The organism is Glutamicibacter halophytocola (genome assembly GCF_001302565.1).
In the GTDB taxonomy this organism is placed as follows: Bacteria; Actinomycetota; Actinomycetes; order Actinomycetales; family Micrococcaceae; genus Glutamicibacter; species Glutamicibacter halophytocola.
On record NZ_CP012750.1, the window covers coordinates 1,328,110 to 1,344,291 of the forward strand.

Annotated in this window: 17 protein-coding genes and 1 tRNA gene; 14 read left to right on the plus strand and 4 right to left on the minus strand. The window is 61.4% G+C overall.

Translation table 11 applies throughout. From position 1 onward, the window contains the following. Nucleotides 1-49 precede the first annotated feature (49 nt). Together AOZ07_RS06195 and AOZ07_RS06200 are read left to right on the plus strand one after the other, a co-directional pair. A complete protein-coding gene (locus AOZ07_RS06195; RefSeq protein ID WP_060701195.1) occupies nucleotides 50-673 on the plus strand; it encodes a GDSL-type esterase/lipase family protein in 624 nt (207 codons plus the stop codon). Beyond that, a complete protein-coding gene (locus tag AOZ07_RS06200) occupies nucleotides 670-1,113 on the plus strand; it encodes a cytidine/deoxycytidylate deaminase family protein (protein WP_060701196.1) in 444 nt (147 codons plus the stop codon). The genes AOZ07_RS06195 and AOZ07_RS06200 overlap by 4 nt, the downstream gene beginning before the upstream one ends. A 16-nt stretch (nucleotides 1,114-1,129) precedes the next feature. Here the strand turns inward: AOZ07_RS06200 and AOZ07_RS06205 are convergent, their stop codons facing one another. The 3 genes from AOZ07_RS06205 to AOZ07_RS06215 form a co-directional block, all read right to left on the minus strand. Then, nucleotides 1,130-1,480, minus strand: a complete 351-nt coding sequence (locus tag AOZ07_RS06205) for a VOC family protein (protein WP_060701197.1) — start codon at nucleotides 1,478-1,480, stop codon at nucleotides 1,130-1,132. Nucleotides 1,481-1,575: 95 nt separating this feature from the next. Then, a complete protein-coding gene (locus tag AOZ07_RS06210; RefSeq protein ID WP_060701198.1) occupies nucleotides 1,576-2,169 on the minus strand; it encodes a TIGR03086 family metal-binding protein in 594 nt (197 codons plus the stop codon). Nucleotides 2,170-2,204: 35 nt separating this feature from the next. Next, complete coding sequence (locus AOZ07_RS06215) at nucleotides 2,205-2,585, minus strand: hypothetical protein (protein WP_194943815.1); 381 nt, start codon at nucleotides 2,583-2,585, stop codon at nucleotides 2,205-2,207. Between the two features lie 186 nt (nucleotides 2,586-2,771). Between AOZ07_RS06215 and AOZ07_RS06220 the strand changes: the two genes are divergently transcribed. The 11 genes from AOZ07_RS06220 (at nucleotide 2,772) to AOZ07_RS06270 (ending at nucleotide 14,844) form a co-directional block, all read left to right on the plus strand. Further along, the gene (locus AOZ07_RS06220; protein WP_060701201.1) at nucleotides 2,772-3,668 is read left to right on the plus strand and encodes a ParA family protein; all 897 of its coding nucleotides are present in this window, start codon (nucleotides 2,772-2,774) and stop codon (nucleotides 3,666-3,668) included. Beyond that, nucleotides 3,668-4,567 (plus strand): segregation and condensation protein A, encoded by a 900-nt coding sequence (locus AOZ07_RS06225; protein ID WP_060701203.1) that lies wholly within the window; start codon nucleotides 3,668-3,670, stop codon nucleotides 4,565-4,567. The genes AOZ07_RS06220 and AOZ07_RS06225 overlap by 1 nt, the downstream gene beginning before the upstream one ends. Continuing rightward, nucleotides 4,560-5,150 carry an SMC-Scp complex subunit ScpB gene (scpB, locus tag AOZ07_RS06230; RefSeq protein ID WP_060701205.1) on the plus strand — a complete coding sequence of 197 codons (591 nt, stop codon included), beginning with the start codon at nucleotides 4,560-4,562 and terminating at the stop codon, nucleotides 5,148-5,150. Before AOZ07_RS06225 ends, scpB begins: the two co-directional genes overlap by 8 nt. A gap of 99 nt (nucleotides 5,151-5,249) precedes the next feature. After that, entirely contained in the window at nucleotides 5,250-6,305 is a 1,056-nt protein-coding gene (locus AOZ07_RS06235; RefSeq protein WP_060701206.1) for a pseudouridine synthase, read from the plus strand. Nucleotides 6,306-6,308: 3 nt separating this feature from the next. Further along, complete coding sequence (locus AOZ07_RS06240; RefSeq protein WP_060701207.1) at nucleotides 6,309-7,409, plus strand: prephenate dehydrogenase; 1,101 nt, start codon at nucleotides 6,309-6,311, stop codon at nucleotides 7,407-7,409. Then, nucleotides 7,376-8,086: a (d)CMP kinase gene (gene cmk, locus AOZ07_RS06245; RefSeq protein ID WP_417935218.1), complete on the plus strand. Its 711-nt coding sequence runs from the start codon at nucleotides 7,376-7,378 to the stop codon at nucleotides 8,084-8,086. The genes AOZ07_RS06240 and cmk overlap by 34 nt, the downstream gene beginning before the upstream one ends. A 65-nt stretch (nucleotides 8,087-8,151) precedes the next feature. Then, the gene (der, locus tag AOZ07_RS06250; RefSeq protein WP_060701211.1) at nucleotides 8,152-9,684 is read left to right on the plus strand and encodes a ribosome biogenesis GTPase Der; all 1,533 of its coding nucleotides are present in this window, start codon (nucleotides 8,152-8,154) and stop codon (nucleotides 9,682-9,684) included. 100 nt (nucleotides 9,685-9,784) lie between these two features. After that, nucleotides 9,785-9,861 (plus strand) — tRNA-Pro (locus tag AOZ07_RS06255). A 74-nt stretch (nucleotides 9,862-9,935) separates the two neighbouring features. Beyond that, nucleotides 9,936-10,778 (plus strand): PhzF family phenazine biosynthesis protein, encoded by an 843-nt coding sequence (locus tag AOZ07_RS06260; protein ID WP_060701212.1) that lies wholly within the window; start codon nucleotides 9,936-9,938, stop codon nucleotides 10,776-10,778. Between the two features lie 204 nt (nucleotides 10,779-10,982). Further along, nucleotides 10,983-12,689 carry an ABC-F family ATP-binding cassette domain-containing protein gene (locus AOZ07_RS06265; protein ID WP_060701215.1) on the plus strand — a complete coding sequence of 569 codons (1,707 nt, stop codon included), beginning with the start codon at nucleotides 10,983-10,985 and terminating at the stop codon, nucleotides 12,687-12,689. A 265-nt stretch (nucleotides 12,690-12,954) separates the two neighbouring features. Continuing rightward, nucleotides 12,955-14,844, plus strand: a complete 1,890-nt coding sequence (locus AOZ07_RS06270; RefSeq protein ID WP_060701216.1) for an FAD-dependent monooxygenase — start codon at nucleotides 12,955-12,957, stop codon at nucleotides 14,842-14,844. A gap of 228 nt (nucleotides 14,845-15,072) precedes the next feature. Here the strand turns inward: AOZ07_RS06270 and AOZ07_RS06275 are convergent, their stop codons facing one another. After that, nucleotides 15,073-15,435 (minus strand): DUF488 domain-containing protein, encoded by a 363-nt coding sequence (locus tag AOZ07_RS06275; protein ID WP_060701217.1) that lies wholly within the window; start codon nucleotides 15,433-15,435, stop codon nucleotides 15,073-15,075. Nucleotides 15,436-15,700: 265 nt separating this feature from the next. Here AOZ07_RS06275 and AOZ07_RS06280 point away from each other — a divergent pair, with 265 nt between their 5' ends. Beyond that, complete coding sequence (locus tag AOZ07_RS06280; RefSeq protein ID WP_060701220.1) at nucleotides 15,701-16,153, plus strand: FHA domain-containing protein; 453 nt, start codon at nucleotides 15,701-15,703, stop codon at nucleotides 16,151-16,153. Nucleotides 16,154-16,182 lie beyond the last annotated feature (29 nt).

Sequence of the window (16,182 nt, forward strand, 5' to 3'; positions counted from 1 at the left end):
GGAGGATTGGCCTTGGGCGGCGAGACAGCCAACCGGTCGAGAGGACATCATGGGTGCAGCGCTGCGAGTGTGCTTCGTCGGGGATTCATTTGTCGCGGGAGTCGGCGATGAAACCCACCGCGGATGGGCAGGACGGCTGATCGCCCGGGGAATCGAACGCGGCTACGCGCTCACCGGCTACAACCTCGGGGTGCGCGGCGATACCAGCGCCATGATCAGGCAGCGATTCGAAGCTGAATGCGCTGCGCGTTTTCCGCCAGGGGACCATGCGGTGGGCGTGGTGTTTTCCTTCGGCGTCAACGACGTCATCCGCTGGGGAGCGAAGCCACGGGTGGCAGTCGAAGATCGGATCCCCAACCTCGCGGCAATCCTGGGTGCGGCCGGGGAACGGAACTGGCCGATATTGATCATCGGGCCGCCAGCGATCGCCGATGATGCCTTGAACGCGGAGCTGCTTGAGTTGGACGCGCAGATGCGGGCATTCTGCCGCTCGCAGATGGTGTCGTATCTGGGCGTCCACGAAGACCTGGCCGGCAATGACCTGTGGCGCCGTGAAGTAGCTGCCGATGACGGGGCGCATCCACGCGCCGCAGGATACGACTTGCTGGCCGGTCGGGCCGGCGGGGCCTGGGATGCCTGGCTTCAGGATGTGGCAGCTAGGCTGGAGCCATGAATGCGACACCGCACCAGCTGCACTATCGAGAACTGGCTGATGACGAAAAGGCTCTGGTTGAGCTGGCCCGGCAGATAATCGAGGCCACCACCGATGCGCCCGATGGCGGGGACGGGGTGCACACCATGGGCACCGCGGTGCTGGCTGCCAATGGCACGATGCACGCGGGCGTGGATTTCAACCACTTCACCGGTGGGCCCTGTGCCGAGCTGGTGGCTTTCGGGGCGGCCCGTGCCGCCGGGGCCATGGATCCGCAGGTGGTAGTTGCGGTGGGCAACGAGGGCCGCGGAATCAAGAACCCGTGCGGTCGCTGCCGCCAGGTGATGGCGGATAACTACCCGCAGCTGAGAGTCATCGTCGATACCCCGAACGGGCCACGCAGCGTCAGCGCCCGCGAGCTGCTGCCGTTGTCATTCGATTGGGCGGCGGAGCAAGCCTGAGTTCCTGATGCCGGGCTCAGCGCGCGAGGCCGGTCAATGGGGAGGCGAGCACTATCCGGTTGCCGTCGGGATCCTGAAGCTGCAGGATTCGCGCCCCGCCGCCGGGCTGCGGCCCGTGGTGCTCGATGCCCGATTCCAGCAGTCGCGACGCCTGGGCGTCGAGATCGGCAACTTCCAAGACCAGGGTGCTGTGCCCGGCGCGTTCGGGTTCGCAGTACACCTGGACGCCGTAGCCCGGGGCCAGATGCCATTCGAGCAATCCGTCCATGGGCCGCTGATCGGGGGATCTGCCAAAGAGCCGGGCATACCAGTGCTCGGCGCGGGCCACATCCGATACCGTGCAATTGCCGAGCATTCCCGTGAACATCTGCCTCGCCCCTCATGCCGCCTGATCCTGGTGTGTGGCACCATTTGACCACCGGGGTGCGCCCGGTTCAAGGACTTCGCCGGATCGAGGGCAAATTATCGGTGTGGGGTCCACGGCACTGGCCGGCCGAGGAACGCCGCGAGCTGGTCCAGCGCCGGCGCCTCGTCGCTGACCGGTTGCGGTGGATCGAAGCGCCCGGAGCGCGGAGAATCAGCGAGCTGCCCGCGGGCGAATTCCCATGCCTGCTGCGCTGAGGATTCCAGCACGGGATCATCCTCCAGCACCTGCCCGGTGGCTTGGGCCAGATCCCAGAGGTGGGCGAGCAAATCGTAGCTGCGGATCTGCAGCCGCTCGAAGCCGGTGGCCGTGCCCATCGGGCTCTGGAAGCTTTGTTCAAGCACCCCCGGGGCACCAAAGGCGGCCAGCAGCAGCTGCGCTGAGCGGGTGTAGGCTCTGGCCGGATCCTCGCCCAGCACATCGGCATCGCGAGAGGGCGGGCGCTGCCCGGACAGCATGGCGGCAAAGACCAGATTCATGCCCACCACATGCTCGAGCAGCTTGCGCACCGTCCAATCGCTGCACGGCGTGGGCGCGTTCCACTGCGTGCCTGCAATGTTCTCGACGAGCCGGCCGCCGAGCTGCAACGAGTGCTCCAGGGAAGCGAGCATGGTCCGGGATTCCTTGTTCATGATGGTTCAAGTCTCCTGCCCAATCCCAGGCGGGGTCAATGGCCGGACGCGGCCAGCAGGTTTTGCAGGCGCGGGCCGAACTGGACTTCATGCTCCAGGGCCATCAGCTCATGGACCGGCAGGTGCAGCTGTTGCGCAGCGAGGAGCGTCTGGATGTACTCCCAGTAATCGTGCAGGGCCTGGGCCGCGGTTGCCCCAGGGGCCGGTTCATCCGGTCCCGCCACCACCAGCGCGGTTTCGCGGATATCAGCCGGTACCGCCTGCGGCCAGCTGCAGTTGGTGGACCAGCCCCGGTCATCGAGCACGACGACCAGCCGCCCGTCATCCAGCTGTGCCTGGAGCAGCACGGAAACGCTGACTTCCTCGCTCTCCGGCTCGGCCTCGGCCAGGCTGATGAACTTCACAATGGTGCTCATCGTGTCCTTTCGTGAAATGCCAGTGCGCATCCAGCTCGCATACAACATTAGAGCTAAGGTTCAAGGTAAAGGCTCGCCGTGAATGAACCCAAAAAACCGGGATCTTTTGCTTCGACCGATAACCTTGAAATGAGCCTACAGCTCAAAGAATTTGGTGTATCGAACGGGAAGTGTGGTTTACCCATCGTGAGCGAGGAACAGGGAAATAAGCACCGCGGGGCGGGGATGCTCAAGGAGCCTCGTCCGATGGGTCCAACTGGCAAGCCATTGACAGATTTCCCGGTGCCAGCACCGTTGCCTTCGCACGGCCCAGCACGCGTGATCGCCATGGTGAACCAGAAGGGTGGCGTCGGCAAGACCACCTCCACCATCAACCTGGCCGCGGCGCTCGCCGAGTACGGCCGCAAGGTGCTGCTGGTGGACTTCGACCCGCAGGGCGCATTGTCCGCCGGCTTCGGCACCAACCCGCATGAAATGGACATCACCGTCTACAACGTGCTGATGGACCGCCAGGTGAAAATCACGGACGCGATCTTGCACACCGATGTGGAAAACATCGACCTGTTGCCAGCGAACATCGACCTGTCGGCCGCTGAAGTGCAACTGGTCAACGAGGTCGCGCGCGAGCAGGTTCTCGAGCGCGCGCTGCGCCACGTGATCGACGACTACGACGTAGTGCTGATCGACTGCCAGCCATCGCTGGGCCTGCTGACCATCAATGCGCTGACCGCAGCCCATGGCGTGATCATCCCGTTGACTGCAGAATTTTTCGCCCTGCGTGCCGTGGCCCTGCTGATGGAAACCATCGACAAGGTCAAGGACCGGCTGAACCAGGTCTTGGAGCTCGACGGCGTGGTGGCCACCATGTACGACGCGCGCACCCTGCACAGCCGCGAAGTGATCACCCGCCTGGACGAGGCCTTCGGCGACAAGCTCTTTGAAACGGTGATCAAGCGAACCATTAAATTCGCCGATGCCAACGTGGCTGCCGAGCCGATTACCACCTATGCGGCCAACCACCCCGGTGCCGAGGCCTACCGCAATCTGGCGCGCGAATTGATTTGGCGCGGTGGCGCCCCGTAATGAGCACCACGCTCACCGAGCAAACCGCCAACGATTCCGCCGAGCCAGCAGCAGCTGAGCAGGAATCGTCTGGCGGTTTTCGCCTTGCCCTGGACAATTTCAACGGGCCCTTTGACGTGCTTCTGCACCTGATCACCCAGCGCGAGCTGGACATCACCGAAGTGGCCTTGGCGGAAGTGACCGACGAATTCATTGCCTACCTGCGTGAGCTGCAGGCCAGCGTCGCCGAAGGCAATGACGGGATGAAGGTGCTCGATGAGACCACCGAATTCCTGGTGGTTGCCTCCACCCTGCTGGATCTGAAAGCGGCCCGCTTGCTGCCGCGCGGGGAAATGGCTGATGAAGAGGACTTCGAGCTGCTCGAAGCCAGGGACCTGCTCTTTGCCCGGCTATTGCAGTACAAGGCGTTCAAGCAGGCCGCCGAATTCCTGGGCGAGCGCTACGAGGCTGAAGGTTCGCGCCATCCGCGCGAGGTCTCCCTGGAACCGCAGTTTGCCTCCCTGCTGCCTGAATTGATTTTCAGCATTGGCCCCGACGCCCTGGCAGCCTTGGCGGCCAGCGCTTTGGCGCCGAAGCCGGAGCCGATCACCGAGGTGGGAATCGGCCACTTGCATGGGGCCAATGTCACGATTGCCGATGAAGCCGAGTCCATCACCGCCCTGCTGCAGGAGCGCGGACCGCTGGACTTCCGCGAACTGGTCGCCGACGCTTCAGTTCATCTGGTGGTTGTGGTGCGTTTTCTGGCATTGTTGGAGATGTTCCGGCAACGAGCGATCAGCTTTGAGCAAGAAGACCCGCTCGGCCCGCTGCGGATCGCCCTGGCTTCGGAGTCCTCCTTCGATGCCCAAGCAGTACAAGACGAGTATGAGGGGAGCGGTGGTGAGGTGAATCATGAGTGAGATTGCACCCATTGACCAGCTGCCAGGAGGCCTGGAATCGGGCCTGGAAGCGGTGCTCATGGTCGCGGATATCCCCGTCAGCTCGGGGCGTTTGGCCGAAATCTTCCAGGTGCCGGCAGCGCGAGTTGCCGAAGCTTTGGAGAAACTGGCAACCGAGTATGATGGAAAGGATCGCCCGCGCGGATTTGAACTGCGTCGTGTCGCCTCCGGGTGGCGTTTCTATACGCGCAGCGATTACGCCGATTTCGTCTCCAGCTTTGTGCTCGACGGGCAGAGCGCGCGCTTGTCGCAGGCCGCCTTGGAAACCCTGGCTGTCATCGCTTACCGTCAGCCGGTCTCGCGTGGACGTATTTCGGCGATTCGAGGTGTAAACGTCGATTCTGTGGTGCGCACATTGCTCACCCGCGGATTGATCACGGAGTATCCGGAAACTGGCGATGGCGGTGCAACGCTGTACCAGACCACTGAATACTTCCTGGAACGACTGGGATTGGGCTCGCTAGATGAGTTGCCTGCGCTATCCCCGTATCTTCCTGGGGTGGCCGATCTTGAATCGCTCGATTCGGCAACCTACGACGACTAAGTAGCAGCCAGCTGGCGGCTACAACGGACTAACCACGCGTGAAGCCCCAAATCCATGGGCCCGCGCAGTGAAACGCAACAGCAAGGGACATAGCGAAGCATGAGCAGGGGATCATCCTCCGGCCGCACACCACGCGGCAACAATTCCAATTTTGGCGGCAAGCCAGCAGGCGGACGCGGCAAGCAGCAGGGCGGCAAGTCCTTCGGCGAGAAGCCCCATGACAAGTCGGCCTCGGGCAAGCCGGGCGCCAAGTCGAATTCGGCCAAGCGCAACACCTCGGCCCCGCGCAAGAATTCCGAGCGCGCCTTCGGCAAGGAGCGCTTCGGCAACTCCGTGCCCACCAACTACGCGCGCCCGACCCAGCGCGCCCGCGCCCAGGCCCGTGCCGAGAGCCAGGCCTCCCGCGAAATCAACGGCGAGCAGCAGGACGGCATCCGCCTGCAGAAGGCCATGGCCAACGCCGGCGTCGCATCGCGCCGCGTCTGCGAGGAAATGATCCTCGAAGGCCGCGTCGAGGTCAACGGCAACCTGGTGGTCGAGCTGGGCTCCCGCGTGGATCCTGCCAAGGATTCCATCCACGTCGACGGCATGCGCATCCAGACGAACCAGGCCAACCGCTACTTCGTCTTCAACAAGCCGAAGCACGTGATGTGCACGATGGATGACCCCGAGGGCCGCCGCACCATCGCCGACTACTTCAAGAACGAGCACCACTCGCTGCGCCTGTTCCACGTCGGACGCCTGGACTACAAGACCGAGGGCGTGCTGATCCTGACCAACGACGGGGAGCTGGCCAACCGCCTGCAGCACCCGAAGTACGAGGTCCCCAAGACCTACCTGGTGCAGATTCCTGGGCCATTGCCACGCGCGGTGAGCAACCAGCTGCGCGAGGGCATCAAGCTGGAAGACGGCTGGATCAAGGTCGATGACCTGAAGATCATCGCCACCACCCCGAAGCATGTCATGGTCGAGGTCACCTTGCACTCGGGCCGCAACCGCATTGTGCGCCGCATGTTCGACGCCGTGGGCCACCCGGTCCAGCGCCTGGTGCGTGTCGCCGTGGGACCGATCCTGCTCGGCGACCAGAAACAGGGCACCATCCGCTCCCTGGGCAACCAGGAAGTCGGGCATCTGATGGCCATGGTGGGGATGTAGCCCATGCTGTCCTCTCACCTTGCCGGCCCAGTTCTGGTCATCGGCACCGGGCTGCTGGGCACCTCGGTGGGATTGGGCTTGCGCGCCAAAGGCGTGCCGGTCTATCTTGCAGATGTTTCCCCGACGGCCGCTGGGGTTGCCCAGGACATCGGGGCCGGCGCCCTGCTTGAACAGCGCGCCATTGCCCCGGAGCTTGTGGTGATCGGCGCTCCGCCGGATGTCACCGCCGCCCTGGTGGCCGACGCCCTGCTGGCCTACCCCAATGCCACCGTGGTGGATATCGCCAGCGTCAAGGGCTCGATCCTTTCGGCAGTGCTGGCCGATGCTCGACTGGGCGAGGCCGAAACCTCCCGCTATGTGGGCACGCACCCGATGGCCGGACGCGAAAAGTCCGGCCCGGCCGCAGCCCGCGGCGAGCTGTTCACCTCGATGCCGTGGGTCATCTGCGCCCATGGCGGCGCGGATCCGGCACGGGTGAAGGTGGCTGAAGCACTGGCCATCGACCTTGGCGCCACGATGCACCGGATGTCGGTGGCCGACCATGACCAGTCGGTGGCCCTCATCAGCCACTTCCCGCAGGCGGCCAGCTCGATGATCGCCTCGCGCCTGCTCAATGCCGAAGCGCACCAGCTGGCCCTGGCCGGCAACGGATTGCGGGACACCACGCGCATCGCCGCCAGTGACGAGAAGCTCTGGATCCAGATCTTCTCGCACAACGCCGAGGCGCTGGTGCCGATCTTGACCGGGATGAAAGAAGACCTGGACCGGCTGATCAACACCCTGCAGAACCCGCAGGGCCCCGGGGCCCTGCTGGATCTCTCCCAGCTGATGACCGAAGGCAACGCCGGCAAGGCCCGGATCCCGGGCAAGCACGGCGCCCCGCCGCAGGCCTTTGCCCTGGTCACGGTGCTGGTGGATGACCGGCCGGGGCAGATCGCCCGGTTGCTGGCCGAAATCGGCGAAGCGGGCATTAATATTGAAGATTTGCGCATGGAGCACTCTGCTGGCCATCAGGTCGGCATGGTGGATGTTTCGGTGGTTCCCGGACGCCGGGACGAACTGATTGACGTATTGACCAAGAACGGATGGAAAGTAGCCCAGTGAGCACCTTGAACAACGACCAGCTCGTCATCGCCATCGACGGCCCCAGCGGCTCGGGCAAGTCCTCGGTCTCCAAGGCCGTCGCCCGCGAACTGGGCGCAGCCTACCTGGACACCGGCGCCATGTACCGCGCCATCACCTACTCGGTGCTCGCTGACGGAACGGACCTGTCGGACGCCAACGCCATTGCCCAGGCCGTGCGCGATGCCCAGCTGGAAATCTCGGTGGATCCGGACGCCGAGCTGGTAGAGATCGGCGGCGTGGATGTCACCGCCGCGATCCGCGAGCCGCGCATTTCCGAACAGGTCTCCACCGTGGCCACCAACCTGGACGCGCGTGCCGAACTGGTGCGCCGCCAGCAGGAAATCATCAAGGCCAACCTCCGCATTGTTGCCGAAGGCCGCGACATCACCACCGTGGTGGCCCCGGATGCCGACGCCCGCATCCTGCTCACCGCCTCGGAAGAGGCCCGGCTGCGCCGCCGCGGATTGCAGCTGGGCGGCACGCAGAACGATTCGCAGCTGGCCAACCAGGTGCTGGCTCGCGACGCGAAGGACTCCACGGTGGTGAACTTCACCAAGGCTGCCGACGGCGTGATGACCGTGGATTCTTCGGACCTGGATTTTGAACAAACCATCGCCGCGGTGCTTGACGCAATCAGTACTGCAACGAAAAACTAGCCACAAGCTGGTGCCCATCCTCGGCGAGAGCCGATGAAGATTACGATCGCTGTGAAGGGAAAATCATGAGCGAGAACAACTCCACCCACGACGAGGAATACATCCCCGTTGGAGACGACGATATCGCCGAGCGCCTGGCCGAACTGAGCGAGGAAGAAGCCGCCATCCGCGCGCAGGCTTTGCTCAGCGGACTGGAAGACTACGAACTGGACGAGGAAGACTCGGCCCTGCTCGCCGGTCTGGACGACTTTGATGACGACGACGCCGATGTGGTCATTCCACCGGTGCTCGCCGTGATCGGCCGCCCCAACGTGGGCAAGTCCACCCTGGTCAACCGCATCCTGGGCCGCCGCGAAGCCGTGGTGGAAGACACCCCGGGCGTGACCCGCGACCGCGTGTCCTACTCTGCCGAGTGGATGGGCCGCCCCTTCACCATCGTTGATACCGGTGGCTGGGAGCACGATGCCAAGGGCATCCACGCTTCGGTGGCTGACCAGGCGGAAATTGCCGCCGATGTCGCCGATGCGATCCTCTTTGTGGTGGACTCGCATGTTGGCGCCACCGCGACCGATGAGGCCGTGGTCAAGATGCTGCGCAAGAAGGGCAAGCCGGTCTTTCTGGTTGCCAACAAGGTGGACGACTTCAACCAGGAAGCCGAAGCGGCCATGCTCTGGGGCTTGGGCTTCGGCCAGCCCTGGCCGGTCTCGGCGCTGCACGGCCGCGGCACCGCGGACCTGCTGGATGCCGTCATGGAGAAGCTGCCTGAGCATTCCGCCTTTGGCGGCTTGATTCCTTCCGGTGGACCTCGCCGCGTGGCCCTGATCGGACGCCCCAACGTGGGCAAGTCCTCGCTGCTGAACAAGCTGGCTGGTTCCGAGCGCGTAGTAGTCGACGACTACGCCGGCACCACCCGCGACCCGGTTGACGAACTGATCGAGCTCGGCGGAAACATCTGGCGCTTTGTCGATACCGCAGGCATCCGCCGCCGCCAGCACATGGCTGTGGGCTCGGATTACTACGCATCCCTGCGCACCCAGACTGCGCTGGAAAAGGCCGAGGTCGCAGTGATCCTGCTGGCCGCCAACGAGATCGTTTCCGAGCAGGATGTGCGCATCATCCAGCTGGCCATCGAGGCCGGCCGCGCGATGGTCATCGTGTACAACAAGTGGGACGAGGTGGACGAGGACCGCCGCTACTACCTGGACCAGGAAATCGACCGCGACCTCGCGCACATCGAATGGGCCCCGCGGGTGAACATTTCGGCTAAAACCGGATGGCACAAGGACAAGCTGGTCCCCGCGCTGAACACCGCCCTGGACTCGTGGGACAAGCGCATTCCCACCGGAAAGCTCAACGCCTTCCTCGGCGAACTGGTTGCAGCCCACCCGCACCCGGTCCGCGGCGGCAAGCAGCCACGCATCCTCTTCGGCACCCAGGCCTCGGCCCGCCCGCCGCGCTTTGTGCTGTTCACCACCGGATTCCTCGATCCTGGCTACCGCCGATTCATCACGCGCCGCCTGCGCGAGACCTTCGGATTTGAAGGAACGCCGATCGAAGTATCGATGCGAATCCGCGAACGACGCGGTCGCAAGCGCTAGAGTTCGAAATTAGCCCTTCACTTGGTGTAGGGTAATAACGGAGCTTTTGCAGACGGCACCCTTGGTTCTCACGACTCGGGGATAACGGCTGCGGAGGCATCGGGCTATGGCGCAGCTTGGTAGCGCGCCTCACTGGGGGTGAGGAGGCCGTGGGTTCAAATCCCGCTAGCCCGACCAAATAGCGCAACCCCGCCGAGACCAGTCTCGGCGGGGTTTTGCGCATTCGGGAACTAGTTCGGAAGGCCAGCCCCATGCAGCGTCGGTTCTACCAGGTTGATGTTTTCAGCGACACTCCCTACAAGGGCAACCCGCTGGGCGTGGTGCTTGACGGACAGGACTTGCAGAAGGAAGCGATGCAAGATTATTCGCTCTGGTCCAATCTTTCCGAAGTCACTTATGTCCTGCCGGCCACCGAACAGCAGGCAGATTTCCGATTCCGCATTTTCGCCCGGCAGCACGAGTACCGTTTCGCCGGGCATCCTGCCCTCGGCACCGCCCGTGCTTGGCTGGAAGCAGGGGGAGTGCCACGCAATCCGCGCCAGCTCGTCGCGCAGTGCGGCGCTGGATTGGTGCCCATCAACATTGATGGGAACTTGCTTTCCTTCGCTTCTCCGCCTGCCATTCGCTCCGGCGAGCTGGAGCCCGGGGAACTAGCGGAACTTGTAGGGATTCTGGACATTGATCCAGCCGCAGTCAAGGACGCCCAATGGGTTGACAACGGGCCTGGGTGGGCCGGGATACTGCTGGAAAATTCGGAACAGGTCCTGGATATTGTTCCGAAAATTCCGCAGCGGCCAGGCCGATGGAAGATCGGGGTCTTCGGTGCCCTGCCACAGGAGCGATGGCCAGAAAAGTTTGAAGTCCGGGCGTTGACCATAGAAGACGGGGCATTGCGCGAAGACCCGGTGACTGGAAGCCTGAACGGTGCCGGAACCCAATGGCTGATCGACGCTGGATATGCCAGTGCGCCACTGGTCAACTGCCAAGGCGCAAAGGCTGGCCGCGACGGCCAAGTGCATGTGAGCGTGGCCGGCAATCAGCTCTGGGTTGGCGGCGCTACCTCGATATTGATCAGCGGAACCATCGAGCTCTAGCCACAAAAATTCTTGCCAGCTCCAGGCAAGAGGCCTAGCCTTGAAAGATGGGCACGATAATTTCCGGGATCTGATTCCTCCAGGCAGCAGGCGATTGCACGCCGCACCTTCCCTCTCTTCTCTTTTGCATCATTGTGATGCCCAATCTTCGCCAGCCTCCGGAAAGTACTCTGGTGGGCCGTTGGCGTCAGGCAGGAATATCCCATGACCCATCCACATGATCAGCGCCAGCCAGCGCTCGAGAATCCCGAGCACGGCCCTGACTACATCGTTTCCCTTCGAAGCCTCAGTGTCAGCTTTGGCGAACGCGACGTGTTGGTCGACTGCGATTTGTCGATTTCCGGCAAGGAGCGGCTAGCTGTGCTCGGGGATAACGGATCAGGCAAGTCCACGCTGATGCGTGTCATCGCTGGAAACTTGGAGGTCGAGCGAGGGGAACGGCACATCAACGCCCCGGGCGGCGTGGCCTATGCCGCGCAGAATCCGCGCTTCGCCGCTTCGATGAGCATTCAGCAAGTCATCGACTCGTATCATGCCCGCTTTCGCGAGCTGGAGAATCTGATGCGGATCATCAGCCTGAAGCTCCAAGGTGCACAGGGCCCTGCTGCTGAACGCCTGTTGGCCCAGCTGCAACAGGTGACTGATATCTACGAAGCGGCCGACGGCTATACCCTGGCCCAGCGGCTGGACAGCGCCCTGCAACAACTTGGATTGGGGGAGCTGGATCGAGAGCGCGGAGTCTCGCGCCTGTCCGGTGGCCAGCGATCCCGGCTCGCATTGGCTTGCGTGCTGTGTTCTGGCGCGCAGCTGCTGTTGCTTGATGAACCGACCAATGATCTTGATGAGGCTGCGTTGGCCTGGCTGGAACGCAGTATGGACAGGCACCGAGGGGCTTTGGTGCTGATCACTCACGACCGCATGTTCCTCAAGCGCTTTGCACGTTCGATCCTCGAAGTCCATGTTGGGCAACTGAGCCGATATGGCAATGGATACGATGGCTACCTCCATGCCAAGGAGCAGGAACGGATCGCGGCTCAGGAAGCCTATGCCACCTGGGTGGCTGAAATGGAGCATTCGCGGAAGCTGGTGGAGAAGAACGTGGCGCGTGCCGCGGCGATTCCACGAAAAATGGAAAAGGCTGGCTTTGGGCACGGCAATTTCCGTCTACGGGAACGGAGCCACGGGTCGGCCTCCAAAATCCGCCAGGCCAAGTCGCGGATCGAAGAGCTGGAAGCCAGTCCGGCGCCCAAACCAGCCGCTGAACTTGAATTTTCCATGCCGGCAGGCGCCACCGTTCCAGAAACCGCCAAGACCTTGATCCGCGTGGAAAAGGCCCAACGCTCGGAACTGCCGGCGCTGCGCACCGGATCGTTCGAGATCAAGCTCGGCGAACGCTGGATGGTGACCGGACCGAACGGGGCCGGGAAAACGACGCTGCTCAAAATGCTGGCCGGCGAATTGTCCTATGACAGGGGCCGGGTTCAATTGACCCAGCCATTGCGCTGTGCCTGGCTGCGGCAGGAACTCGGCGAGGTGCCGGGGCAGAGCCTGATCGAAGCCTTTGCGCTGGCGACAGATCAATACGTTGAAGATGCCGCCGAAGTGCTGGCCAAGCTTGGGCTATTTGCGCCCCAGGACTTCTTGCGCCACCCCCTGGCCTTGTCCGTGGGGCAACGACGCAGGCTCGAACTGGCAATCGCTGTGAGCTCCCAGGCGCACATCCTGTTCTTGGACGAGCCCACGAACCATATTTCGCCGGCATTGGTCGAACAGCTTGAAGGTGCATTGGTGGCCTTTCCCGGAACTGTAGTCACCGTGAGCCATGATCGGCGATGGCAGCAGAAACTCAAGGAGCACGGTTCCTTGCACCGATTGCAGGTACAGGATGGTCACGTACAGGTTATTCAGTAGAGTTTGCCAACTCGATGGCCCTCATCGGCTTTCGCCTGCGAGCAGCGCCAACTAGGCGCGGCTCGAACGCCCCAACAAACCTTTGCGGTTTGCTGGGGCGTTTTCCATGCCCGGAGCCAGCCGTATTTCGCGGCGCCGCCAGGTTTCTTGTGCGTGAGCTCACAGATTGTATATGATTAGTGTGCGATAAATGATTACTATGTTCGTTTATAGAACTTTGAGCGAAATGCTTGATCGCACTGCTAGAGAAATGGGGAATGGAACAATGCAGTTTCACCACAACGGATACGTTTCCGCTGATCCGCGTAAACAGCCAGCTGCCGGTACGGGAATAGACCGCCCAAAGCAGCTTCCTGATCAAATGGATGTGCTGGTTGTCGGTACCGGGCCAGCGGGCATCATCGCCGCTGCCCAGCTCTCGCAGTTCCCTCAAGTGCACACGCGAATCATTGACCGACGCCCGAGCCGCCTGGAAATTGGACAAGCCGACGGCATCCAGTCTCGAACCGTTGAGACATTCCAGGCATTTGGATTTGCCGAACGCATTACCTCCGAGGCGTACATCATCAAAGAAACCACATTCTGGAATCCCGACCCGGAAAACCCGGAATGCATTATGCGCACCGACCGCACCCCGGATGATCCAACTGGTGTCAGTGAATTTCCGCATCTGGTGGTCAACCAAGCCCGCGTGATTGATTATTTCGCCGAGTATGCCTATAACTCGCCAGCGCGGATCACCCCGGATTTCGGCTGGGAGTTCAAGGAACTGGTGGTTGAAGATGGCCACGAGTATCCAGTGAAGGTCACCCTGCTTGCCTGCGGAGGCGAAGCTGCGGGCCTTGAGCGAGTGGTGCGCGCTAAATACGTTGTTGGCGCGGATGGCGCGCGAAGCAACGTCCGTCGTTCTATCGGAGCAAAGCTTTCTGGAGACAAAGCGAACCACGCATGGGGTGTTATGGACACCTTGGCACTCACCGATTTTCCTGACGTTCGAACCAAATGCGCGATTCACTCCGGGGCCGGTTCAATTTTGCTGATCCCGCGTGAAGGCGGCCAGCTCTTCCGGCTCTACGTCGATCTGGGCGAAGTCCCCGAAGGTGACAACGGCAAAGTTCGCGAAACGCCGCTGGAAGAAATCATTCAACGTGCCAAAGCGATTCTGAATCCCTACACGTTGGATGTGAAGGACATTGCATGGCATAGCGTCTACGAGGTCGGGCATCGTCTCGCAGATCGTTTTGATGACGTTGCGCCGGATGAGACTTGCATTCGAGAACCGCGGGTCTTCATCACCGGCGACGCCTGCCATACCCACTCGGCGAAGGCCGGACAGGGAATGAACGTGTCAATGCAGGACGGGTTCAATCTGGCCTGGAAGCTGGGGTATGTCCTGACCGGTCGGTCCCCACAAAGCCTTCTGCGCACGTATTCAACAGAGCGAAAGATGATCGCCAGGGACCTCATCGACTTTGATAAGCAGTGGTCCTCCATCATGGCGGCCACGCCGGAAGCGCTGCAGGGCCAAGAGGGCGCCGCCGAGTTCTACGTGCGTACCGCCGAGTTCCCCGCTGGTTTCATGACTGAATATGCTCCCTCGGTGCTAACGGCCGTCCACGAGCACCAGGACTTGGCGGCAGGATTCCCCATTGGGAAGCGATTCAGATCTTCGGAAGTCATGCGGGTCGCCGATGCCAGTCCAAGGCACTTGGGGCACCACCATCGGGCCGATGGCCGCTATCGAATTTACGTCTTTGCCGATCGAGCCCGAATAGGCGAACCAGGCAAAGTTGCCACGCTGGCGAATTGGCTATTGGAATCGAACGAATCCCCGGTGCGCCGCTTCACACCGCAGGATGCTGATCTTGATTCCCTGTTTGACGTGAAGGTGATCTACCAACAGGATTACGCCTCGATGAACATCAATGACGCTCCGAAAATCTTCCGGCCCAATGTTGGCGAGCTGGGACTCATGGACTATGAAAAGGTCTATGCGGCGTGGGAATCGTCAGATATTTTCGAAGAGCGCCAGATTTCGCGCGAGGGCGCGATCATCATCGTCCGCCCGGATATGTACGTGTCCCATGTTCTGCCGTTGGATTCCATTCAGGATCTCGCAGGCTTTTTTGACGATGTCTTGGTTCCACGCATCTAGGCCGCTACCTCAGAACGCAGCAGAGGTCCGGTCGGCAGCGGCCGCTACCTCTGCTGCGTTTCCCGATGTCTGTCTGAGGAATATTCCGCGGGTTCGGCAAGTTGAAGCATGTGACCGGTGAAATGATTCATTGAAAGGATGGTGCAATGAGCCAGGAGTTCAGTTTTGACCTTCAGCAAGTTGTTGAATCGGACTTCGTGTGCGCCGACGGTGTGTGTTTCGTACCGACTACTGGCGCTTCAACTGGTCAAGCAGATACTCACGCAGGACCATCGCGTGATTAGCCTGTTCATTGCGAGCGGCAAAAACCAGAGTCACCGTGGGCAGGTGTTCGATCAGCTCCAGAAAGTCGTCGACCGCCGGATTCTGATTTAGCTCGGCCCTGTAGAACCGGGCAAATTCTTCAAAACGATCCGAGTCGTGGTTCCACGCCTTGCGGAGCTCGGTACTAGGAGCCAAGGACTTGGCCCACTGGTCCAACTTGAGCTTGGACTTGGTAAGTCCTCTTGGCCATAAACGGTCAACCAGTATTCGGTAGCCGTCCTTGTCCTCTGGTTCCGCATAGGCGCGCTTAATCAGTATTTCAGTCATTGTCCACCTGCGAAGTTCCGGTCAACGCTTGCACTGCCACCCTATACCGCGAAAGACTGATGCTATAGCGACGGCCGCATCAATGGTCTTTCAGCAGTGGAAGGATCGACAGGAAATCCACGCATCGGAAAATATCGATATTTCTGTTATCACTTGGGTGGTGAGTAGGCTAATCTGTAGATAGTTTGGTATTGCGTACTATGCCAAATCAGAACACAATGTCGTCGCGTACGAACTGTAAGCAAGATTTTCTGGAGGATCCCACATGTCGGAACATGGGCCGGTTGCCCCGCATAATGAGTCTGCCTCCGAGACGACCAATATTGCTCTTCCTTCGATGAACAAGGCTTCAGAGCCTTCAGTGATTTACACACTCAGCGAAGATGAGAAGAACGCGGTTCGAGCACTCCCATCGGGCTCGGCCTTGCTCATTGCTCACTCGGGTCCCAACAAGGGAGCCCGATTCCTGCTGGATACCGATGAAAGCATCGCTGGCCGCCATCCCAACGCGGATATTTTCCTGGACGATGTCACGGTATCGCGTCGACATGCGAAGTTCACCAGAAATGGCGAGAGCTTCCTGCTCAGCGATATTGGTTCGCTGAACGGTACTTACATCAACGGCGACCGTATTGACGAAATTCAGCTGAGCAGTGGAGTCCAGGTGCAGATCGGCAAGTTCCGCTTGAATTTCTACCAGAGCGTACCGAACCTTTAAACTGGTAGAGTTCTAGATTTCCACCGGCG